Source organism: Marinobacter sp. UBA3604 (genome assembly GCF_002375325.1).
Classification (GTDB): domain Bacteria; phylum Pseudomonadota; class Gammaproteobacteria; order Pseudomonadales; family Oleiphilaceae; genus Marinobacter; species Marinobacter salarius.
In genome coordinates this window covers 1-6,492 of record NZ_DFMB01000008.1, presented here as the reverse complement: position 1 = coordinate 6,492, position 6,492 = coordinate 1, and the positions used below count along the sequence as shown (strand labels likewise).

The following is a 6,492-nucleotide window of genomic DNA, read 5'->3' as shown; positions in this document are numbered from 1 at the left end:
TCTTACCGATCTTTTATATTCTTTTCAATCTCTCCTAAAACGTACAGGATACGAATTCGGGTCATATCTCTATCCAAAGGCACGCGGTATGAGCCTCGACGATTTCGAGATCCTCAAAGCCACTCGTACACAAGCTCCTATCAAGACGTTTATTATTGATGAGGATGATGTCAGCCAACATAAAGAAGTTGGCGAGAACCTGAGGCCAGTGAGTTTGTTCAAGTACAGGTCTGCGATAACTGTTCATGGACTTCGAAAGACCTTCGACAGCTTTTTCACAATGTTTTTAGATAAGCAAGTGATTTCAGAACTATACACAGGTCAATCTCCAGAAACGGTCGGATATTATTCGTCAAATACTCTGGGGGAATACAGATTGGCTCAGGACGTGGCAAAGAGTGCGGGCCTTCCTTTCGTGATCGGAAAAGATGGAAAGAATGCCGACGAGATAGTTGAAGATATCAAAAAGAAAGGGCTTCCTTCTAAATCATTGATGATGTCTGCTGTGAATATTGACGATTTCGATCTTAATGAAGAATACAAAAGGGCACCAGACAGGGAAATTAGTGTAAACAGGACACACATTTGTCCATACTCTAATGTTTGCCCAAAGAAAATTAGGGCGATACTTGATGGCCAGAAACTTTGCGGAATTTGCCCTGCTGCACTTTCTTTTCCAAGCGATGCGCCGGCTATTGCAGCGACGATTAGAAAAATCGGAGATCAGATTGCAGACCTTTCTACTTCCATAAACTCCAATGAACTGACGAAATCTGAGCGCGGAGATTTTCAAGAAAAAAGAATGCGGTTAATTTCTGAGTTTTCTTCTTGGATGGTTCGTCACGACCAGTTAATACAGATGACTAACGGTGAAATTCTTCTTGGTGAGGATGGAACTGAACATTATCGAGAGAAACTCGTCTATCACAAGCCCGGAGTATATTGGTCAGTAGAAAAGAAAAATATATGGCGCATTATTGAAACGTCCGATGCAAAAACACTCCAAAGCAACAGGCTGAAGATCACTGCGCAAAGGTATGCTCGGGATATGATATCAAAGATAAATCCAGAGTTGATGGAACGAATTCATACACAACTCGATAATGATCCCGTCAAGGCTGCAGCTCTGTTTGTAGAAAAAACAGCGCTATTGGAAGGTGTGAGCTTAGATGAGGTAGTTCGGTCTATCGAAGAACATACTCAGAAAGGCAGTGCGGAATCTCTTAAAAAGCTAATTGGTATGAGTGATGGGGAATAAAGAAGCTTTAGATAGCCACTGGCGTGATCGCGTGAGCAAAGATGCTGGGAATCTGGAGGAAATATTAAAAGAAGAGGTGCGGGCCCGAGGAGAACCTTTCAAAAACATCACCCGGGCAGCCCAATTTGGCGCAAAGAAACTCAACGAAAGGTCGCCGGAAAAAAAGGCACCGGTTGCTATTTCAACGCTAACTCGCCGCAACTCCGCTTATCGACCCATTCTGGAAGAATATAGTAAAAAGGGTGGGCCGCAAGAGGTCACCGGAAGCGAACGAACGAAATTCAAGCTTGAGATTAGACAGAAGAACAATGAAATTGAGAGGCTCAGCAAGCAGCTGACAACTGCTCTAGAGGACCGGTCGAAAGCTCACCATCGACTCGGGCAAAGTGTATCTCACGATGCCTCTCAGAAAGCTGTAGAAGCGAGCTTCGCCACGTGGAAAAAGGTCATCGATAAGCTTTTAAAAGAGCTGAAGGGAGCAAAGTTCGATCTACAAAAAAGAACGATCGAAGATGAGTTCGGAGTTGGGACTTTACTAGAAGAGGAGGATTTTCCAGAAGGCTTTTTTGACTGGCTTAAAAGGAATAGAAAATGACCGGTGAGAAAAAACAGTCCGCTCAGGATAGGAAAGCACAAATTCTTGCCGATTTCTTATCCTGGACAGACATGCGAGAAGCGGAAGGTGATTGGGAAAAGTACATCTACAAGACCGGGGATAAGCTGAATCGCAGTGAAATAGCCAACGAACTGTGTTTCGCAAGATCAGCATGGACGTCGAACAAAGAGCTTCAAAACAACCTTTTTGAGCTTGAAGAGAGGCTTAGAGAAGAAGGCAAGCTCAGGCCGGCCAAAGAGAAAGATGCAAGATCATTCAAAGCGGAGTCAGCTCGCAAAGATAGATCGCTTGGTCAAAGTCAATCACGCATTAAAGCGTTAGAACAGCAAAACGCCGCACTCATAGCTGAGCGAGATGATTTGAAGCGTAGAGTAGATCGGCTTGAGTTCTTGGAGCATCACATGACAACGAATGGACGGGTTCCTCATTAATGGTGGAATTTGTCCAGCTCGAAACAACTATCCGCTCTGTCCGGTTCAATTCGGCTCAGCTGATACTCATGGGCTCGCAGTGCGTTAAGACTGGGAAAAGGATCGTGCTCAGAGCAGCGGGCAGGGCTTGGAGTGAGCCCTTTGAAATAGGGACAACATGGCGAGTTTCCGGGCACAAAACAGAGCAGACCCTTACCAGGGGGGATTACACATTCAAGGAAGAGGTTGTGAACCTTGATTCTGCTGAGCTCATTCTGCGGGACGGTGAAGCATTCATAAGACTTCTCAGCGAAAGCAAGAAGTTCTCAGGAATTGGTCGCGTCAAGGCTCAGAACCTCTGGATCGAATTTGGTGAAAACATATTCGACATCATTGAGCAAGTCGATATCGAGTCGCTCAAGCGTATTATCTCGGAGCAGAGTGCCCTTAAGTTGTGTGAGGAGTTCCGAAGCCTAGGGTATATCCGTGCACTTCAGAGCTTGATGAGCAAACCGCTACCGTCGGCTGTTTGTCTAGATCTTGTTAAGGCCTATGGGTGTGATGCAGTTGATCGCGTGAAGGAAGACCCATATCGGCTGCTCACATTCATGCAGAATTGGATGCGGGTTGATGATATTGCTCGCCATGAATTTGGCATAGACGTTTCTGATAGCCGCAGGATGAGGGCCGCTGTTAATGAGGCGCTATTGTCTAGGTTCAATTCCGGCAACACGGCCGCGAACCTTAAGCAGGTCAAAGCCACGATAGAAAACACGATTTCAATGAATTCGCAATTCGTTGAAAAAGCGTTGGAGGTCGAGGGGGGGAAACTGTTTAAGAAGAGTGAGCGACTGGTTCATCCGATTGGTCCATGGCTTATGGAAACAATGATTGCTGAGAAAATCGTCGCACGACTTAAACAGCGCTCTCACGGTCCGGAGTCTATAGACCACATTGATGCTGCGATCGATGCTTACGAAAACGAAAATTTCATTGATCTCACGACAGAGCAGCGAGAGGCCATTGTTTTAAGTGCCAGAGCGTCTTTCAGCCTTATTCTTGGCGGCGCAGGTTGCGGAAAGACAACCGTCCTTAAAGGCGTCTATAAAGCGCTTGAAAGCGATACGGCTGGTGTGCGGATTCATCAGATAGCGCTCTCCGGACGTGCAGCTCAGCGGATGCAGGAGAGCACAGGTTTTCCGGCCAGGACAATTGCGGCATTCCTGCAGGGTCAGGAAGTTAAAGTCGAGGATCTGGGACCAGAGGATGTTGTTGTCATCGATGAGGCTTCGATGGTTGACGTCATCAGTGCTTATTACTTGATGCGCCGGATACCAGATTGTGTCCAGATTATATTAGTTGGTGACCCGGAGCAGCTCCCACCCGTCGGTCCTGGGCTTTTTTTGCATGTCTTGGCTGATCACCCAGGAATCCCAAAAACAACGCTGAAAGTGGTTAAAAGGCAGGCTGAAAATAGCGGTATCGTTGCTGTTTCGAGTGCCATAAGAGATCACCGGGCCCCGGATTTTTGCCACCAAGACATTGACTTCTGCTCGTGCGGTAACTCTGTGCTAAATTCCCGCGCCGCTGATGCATACTTTGCGCTCGGTGGAACTGGCGAAGATTTCTCAATTATTGTCGTCTGCCCTACCAAGAGCGGCGCAGGGTCAACGGCTGAAATCAACGCACAAATCATCAATCGCTTAAAACAGGATCGGCCCAGAGTCCGCACGTTGTCAATAACAAGCTCCGGACTGGAAGTCGTCGATTTGACTATCAATTTTGTGCCAGTAAGGCTCGGGGATTTGGTGCTTGTCAAGAAGAACGATTACACATTAGATGTCCGAAATGGCTCGCTCGGTAAAATAACCCGTGTTGCGGCGGACGAACCTGAAGACAACGATTCGATAGCGTGTTGCATTGAAGTGGATGGTCGAGAAGTGGAGTTCCCCGTTGGGAAACTCGACATCATAGATCACGGCTATGCAGTCACGGTCCATAAGGCCCAGGGAAGCCAAGCCCATACTATTATCTTCCCGGTTCGGAAATCACGACTGCTTGATAAAAGCCTTGTGTATACGGCTATTACTCGCGCCCAGTCTCGATGCCATATTCTCGGTGACTACGAAGCTTTTGAAGTTGCCGTTAAGAGTCCATCAAAGGCTACGAGCCGAGTGGTAGGTTTGAGTGTTGCTCTAGAGCAAAGTGGAATCTTAGAAGTTCGCTTGAGGGGCTAAATTTTATGGATACCCATGGTGACCTTCTCCCCTCTAGCTTTCTTCCAGGTCAGCCTGCTCTTGGTTGATTATGGCGAAAATGTCCTTCGGCTCTACATCGTCTTTGAGCGAGTAACATTCAACCAGAAGTGTTAAAGGGTGAATGCCCATTGTTGCTGCCAGATCTTCGATCTTGTCGAGCGTCGGGTTTTTAAGACCTCTTTCCAGCTCGCTCAAGTACGTCCGACTGCTAACTCCTGTGAATGCCTCTTGAGACAGTCCTTTGGCTTTTCTCTGCCGTCTCAGCGCTTGCCCGAATGCGTGGTGCAGTTCCATGCCGACCCCTGAAGGAAAAGGGCCATGACACCGGATTGCACGCTATAGCACTACAAACTATAGTGTGCATTTTGGAGGAAAACGTATGTTCATGACTCAAAATCACACGGAAGAGCTGCTAGGTCGACCATTTGGTCGTGAGCATTTTTGGAGCCGCGTCGAGCTTGCATACGACGATATTTGGTTTTATGTGAGCACAGGCTACTCTCGGGTGGGAGGCAAAGTGCGTCGCTATTATCTACTTACAAAACCCTCTGACCTGGTGGCACTGATTGATGAGAGTAGAGACACGTTCTGGATTGAACGGGTAATGATTGTGACACCGCCATGGATGAACGGCGCAGGGAGCTGGCAGATGTCGCAGCTGAAGGAGCTGATTGCAGTTGCTGACAGTTCCGACCTGATCTCGATTGATTATATATATCAGTTTACAAACGACTTATGTTACGCGACCAGAGATATGTCAGAGATCAACGCGCTCAGCTGGCGCCAGACTCTGTATTCCGAAGAAAAGCATGCATTTCCGGATGATAGCGAACGATAGCGCAGCGGTGGAGTTGGGAACTCATGCGTACAAAGATCGAATCTGACGGGGAGAATTTTTTTGTCCCTATTCCTGCGGAGATCATGGACCAGGTAGGGTTTGAGCCAGATCAACACCTCGAAATTACTGTTTCGGAAAGCAATATCGTCCTTGAGGCAGTGATTGAAGACCCGAACGATTCTCACTTGAAAAGATTGATCAGCTTGGTACATGCAGAGGCGTTGGAGCTTTTCGAAGGTGATGTCGTAGCGAAAAACAGATGGATGACCCTGCCACAGGCGCCGTTAAGCGGCAGAAAACCCTCTGAAATGCTCCGGTCTGAACCAGACGTCGAGGCCCTTAGACTTTTAATCGGACGCCTGGAGCATGGATCTATACCATAGCAGGAGTTGAAAAGGAGCAAGATATGGCGCCTGAGAATCCTTCTACGGTACTGGCCAAAGCAACTATGCGAGCAGCATTTGCTCTGGACATCAACGAAATGCAGCTTGCGAGAATCTTGGGCGTCGATGAAAAATGTCTGGGGACCGAAATTGATCCTGCGAGCTGGCTAGGACAAAGGGCTCAGAAATTAATCCGAATCTACCAGTATTTATCTGCCAGAGCTGGAAACGACGATGCTGGGGTGTCCCAATGGATGAGGACGAGCAACAGGCGGTTCGGTTGTAGTCCCAGAGAGCGACTACAGAAAGCGGAGGGATTGGACGAAGTTATGGCCTATTTGGAGTCCCTTTTATAGGAGGGCCGGCAAACGTGGCCTGGCCGCGAGGGCATTGCCTTCAGTTGATCCAAGCTCGTAGGCTCAGAACCGGCTCCAAATCGCATGGGTCCAGAAACTGCCTGGTTTACCAGTGGCTCCAGTTCAGTCAGTTTCTTGCCGTTCATCGACCGGCTCTTCCTTTGACAAGTAGATTAGCTTGCTAAGCATACTGTCAGCTGCGGCAGCGATCTAAAAAGGACTGCATCCATTCATTCTCCTGTGTGGATGGCTTAAGCCTGTACTTTTTCAGGATACGGAAGAACCGAGCCACGTAACTGCATTGTCCAACAGGCGGCAACCACTGAATAGGACTGCGGGCCCCTTTACTGCTTAGTGGAATAGAAAAAATATC

General features: G+C 47.8%; 8 protein-coding genes and 1 pseudogene. 7 read left to right on the top strand and 2 right to left on the bottom strand.

Annotated elements, in window-relative coordinates; genetic code table 11:
• The 4 genes from B2590_RS01435 to B2590_RS01420 all read left to right on the top strand — a co-directional run.
• The coding region (locus B2590_RS01435; protein ID WP_286847802.1) for a hypothetical protein at positions 1 to 1,258 on the top strand (1,258 nt) is incomplete at its 5' end.
• On the top strand, positions 1,248 to 1,853 hold the full coding sequence (locus tag B2590_RS01430; protein WP_286847800.1) for a hypothetical protein: 606 nt from the start codon (positions 1,248 to 1,250) through the stop codon (positions 1,851 to 1,853). The genes B2590_RS01435 and B2590_RS01430, both read left to right, overlap by 11 nt.
• Entirely contained in the window at positions 1,850 to 2,305 is a 456-nt protein-coding gene (locus tag B2590_RS01425) for a hypothetical protein (RefSeq protein ID WP_286847799.1), read from the top strand. Before B2590_RS01430 ends, B2590_RS01425 begins: the two co-directional genes overlap by 4 nt.
• Before the next feature lie 227 nt (positions 2,306 to 2,532).
• Positions 2,533 to 4,521 carry an AAA family ATPase gene (locus tag B2590_RS01420; RefSeq protein ID WP_286847797.1) on the top strand — a complete coding sequence of 663 codons (1,989 nt, stop codon included), beginning with the start codon at positions 2,533 to 2,535 and terminating at the stop codon, positions 4,519 to 4,521.
• 33 nt (positions 4,522 to 4,554) lie between these two features.
• On the opposite strand, the gene B2590_RS01415 is transcribed toward B2590_RS01420, so the two are convergent.
• Positions 4,555 to 4,836 (bottom strand): helix-turn-helix domain-containing protein, encoded by a 282-nt coding sequence (locus B2590_RS01415; RefSeq protein WP_273070559.1) that lies wholly within the window; start codon positions 4,834 to 4,836, stop codon positions 4,555 to 4,557.
• 85 nt (positions 4,837 to 4,921) lie between these two features.
• Here B2590_RS01415 and B2590_RS01410 point away from each other — a divergent pair, with 85 nt between their 5' ends.
• The 3 genes from B2590_RS01410 to B2590_RS19230 are packed head-to-tail and all read left to right on the top strand — an operon-like array spanning position 4,922 to position 6,119.
• On the top strand, positions 4,922 to 5,380 hold the full coding sequence (locus B2590_RS01410) for a hypothetical protein (RefSeq protein ID WP_286847796.1): 459 nt from the start codon (positions 4,922 to 4,924) through the stop codon (positions 5,378 to 5,380).
• A 23-nt stretch (positions 5,381 to 5,403) separates the two neighbouring features.
• Positions 5,404 to 5,763: an antitoxin Xre/MbcA/ParS toxin-binding domain-containing protein gene (locus B2590_RS01405; RefSeq protein WP_286847794.1), complete on the top strand. Its 360-nt coding sequence runs from the start codon at positions 5,404 to 5,406 to the stop codon at positions 5,761 to 5,763.
• Positions 5,764 to 5,786: 23 nt separating this feature from the next.
• Positions 5,787 to 6,119 (top strand): MbcA/ParS/Xre antitoxin family protein, encoded by a 333-nt coding sequence (locus B2590_RS19230; protein WP_353744214.1) that lies wholly within the window; start codon positions 5,787 to 5,789, stop codon positions 6,117 to 6,119.
• Positions 6,120 to 6,312: 193 nt separating this feature from the next.
• Here B2590_RS19230 and B2590_RS01400 read toward each other — a convergent pair.
• Positions 6,313 to 6,492: pseudogene (locus B2590_RS01400) on the bottom strand (HNH endonuclease); the annotation flags it as partial.